Below are 2,348 nucleotides of genomic sequence, written 5' to 3' on the forward strand. Positions count from 1 at the left end.
ATCAAAGATGTTGCCAAAGTGCCGGCGATCCAGTTCCGCCAGTGTGGGCACACAGGCAAAGCAACGCTGAGCCAACTCCAGACGCTCTTCACGGGCCAGCATGTCCCGTAAGCGGTCCATGGCGCCCAGGAGGAAGCGCACGTCATTGGCGGCATAGGCCAACTGCCGTTCCGTGAGTTGGTCCACCCGTCCCCAGTCGCTGCTCTGGGCCCCCTTGTCCAGTTCCACCCCGCACAACTCCTGGACCATGTCCTTGAGGCCGTGGTGGGGGGAGTAGGTGCGGGCCAGACGGCTGCCGATCTTGGTGCAGAAAACCGGCTGCACCGCAATGCCAAGACCCTGATGGAGGGCAGCCACGTCGAAGCGGGCGTAGTGGAACACCTTCACGATATGGTCGGATTCCATCAAGCGTTGCAGGCGCGGGGCCCGGGTCTGGCCACGGGCAACGCGCACGCAGCAGACCCGATCCTTGCGGTCGGCAATCTGCACCAGGCAGAGACGGTCGCGACCATGGCAGAGTCCCATGGCTTCCGTATCCACGGCGAGGGCATCACTATCGCTGTAGAAGGAGGCCCATTCCTGACTGAGATCGCCATCAAAAACAGCGAACCGGGCGGCTTGACTTGGCGCTTGACTGGGCATGGAACAGAGGGGCATGGGGCAGGAACACTTCCAAGCTTGCCAATTCCTTCACAAATCCACCTTGAAAATCAAAATGATCGTGACTAGGCCATGGTTAGCCGCACAGAACCGCATGGCTTCCCGACGTCAACTGGCCACCATGGGCCTCCCCGATATTCAGCGCTTCTTTGCCGAGCCGCCGGTTCAATACCTGGGCCTGGAACTGTCGGTCTGCTGGATCCTGGAGTGCCTCCTTGAGAAGGACGACTACCCCACAGCCATAACCAACAAGCTGGCCAAGTCCTGTCCCCATCTGCGCATCTCCGAGACCATGCTGCAACAGGCCATCGAGTTCCTGGATCGCCAAGGGGCCGTCACCAGCTATTCCAAGCGCTGCCCCAAGCGGGGGCGCCCCCGGCGCATGATGCACCTGGCGGAGGCTGTGCATCCGGAGGCCCGGTCCCTGGTGGCCTCATGGCGAAGCTGGCTCAAGGAAAACCGGCTGAACCCGCTGACAGGCGGTGGTCTTGTAACCGGCCACAGCACGACAACAGGAGTCACGACAGGCTTGACCCCGGAGGATCAACGCCTCGCTGACGAGCTTCAGGCGGAACGGGGCCGCCTTGACTCCACCGTGGCCTCCGCCTGAGAACGTAAAGCTTGGAGAACTTCTCCGGCGCGGCGCAGCAAAGGCGGGAGCGCGCCCCCTGCCTTTGGGAGCCATGGGGCTGTAAACCATAGCCCCAATCAGGGCTACTCCTTCGCCTGCTGGTGGTTACCGATTGTGGTGGTGAAGGAGGGCGGGAATGATTGGCGGGAGAACACGGGCATGACGTAAGGAACCCCAAGTTCTGGATAAGAGGCTCCCTTGGGCTTGCCTTGTGCATTTGGAAAAACGGTGACAGAGGAAAAGCCGGCCTCTGAAGTCGCCTGAGAATGATGCAGAAAATCGAAGCCACGACCCCAACGGGACGGCGGGAGAAACCAATGTAAAGAAACAAGAAATCAAGTTGCAACGGGTTATGATCCTTGTGAGAATGAGCCAACTGCCCTACCCCGCCCGCACCGGATGACCTCTGTAACAATTCTTTACCCCTCCCCCCCCCGATAGGGGTTGGGAACAGCGGCATCCTTCGGCTGCCAAGGCTGAAGCTCCCCTCCGATCCCCGGATCTTCAAACCTCCCCCCAGCGCCGGCATCCCCTGGTCACGACGGCAAGGGGGGCTGACGGCTGCCGTGGCAGCATTATACCCGTCCCTCCACGCCTCTGCTCAGCGGGCAGAAGCGTATGGATCTATCTGCAGGGCCTGGCCTGGAAGAAAGCCCTACAGCCCAGGACCCTGGCGTTTCGATGCCCTGAGCGGGGCGCCCCGGGGCAGCGGCCTTTGCCCGCTGCCCATGCATGGCCCTGGCGGCAGGCCCCGCACAGGGGGCGGCAGAGAACTGCCGCCGCCGAAGCCTGAGGGCTGAAGCCACAGCCCGCTCCTTCCCTTCCCCCTGAAACTCCCATGACCTCCTCTTCAAGCTCCGGAAAACAAGCACCCGACAACCAACAGAAAAGGGGACGCTGGCACCGATTTGTTCCCCAGCGAATCAAGGAGGAAATCAAACGGAGCATTCGGGAGGAGGTAAAACGGAGTATCCAGGAGGAAGTAAAAAGAAGTCTTGTGGATATGCAAGCCGAGAAAAAGGTTCAAGAAGCCCTGGACAAATTTAATATTAAGGAG

General features: G+C 60.7%; 3 protein-coding genes. 2 read left to right on the forward strand and 1 reads right to left on the reverse strand.

Annotated features, from left to right (window positions below; genetic code table 11):
* Window positions 1-642 (reverse strand): ribonuclease D (locus BG35_RS0109275; protein ID WP_025782599.1); only part of this gene is annotated, 642 nt, incomplete at its 3' end.
* Window positions 643-754: 112 nt separating this feature from the next.
* Between BG35_RS0109275 and BG35_RS11235 the strand changes: the two genes are divergently transcribed.
* Window positions 755-1,270, forward strand: coding sequence for a helix-turn-helix transcriptional regulator (locus BG35_RS11235; RefSeq protein WP_025782600.1), 516 nt, complete (start codon window positions 755-757; stop codon window positions 1,268-1,270).
* A gap of 859 nt (window positions 1,271-2,129) precedes the next feature.
* Window positions 2,130-2,348: hypothetical protein (locus BG35_RS13770; protein WP_236619847.1), on the forward strand; the 219-nt coding region annotated here is incomplete at its 3' end.

The organism is Candidatus Synechococcus spongiarum SH4, from assembly GCF_000586015.1.
Classification (GTDB): Bacteria; Cyanobacteriota; Cyanobacteriia; order PCC-6307; family Cyanobiaceae; genus Synechococcus_B; species Synechococcus_B spongiarum_F.

Bases quoted from the DNA above. Each gene is read 5' to 3' on its own strand.
- BG35_RS11235 (WP_025782600.1), top strand. From the start codon at position 755: ATGGCTTCCCGACGTCAACTGGCCACCATGGGCCTCCCCGATATTCAG.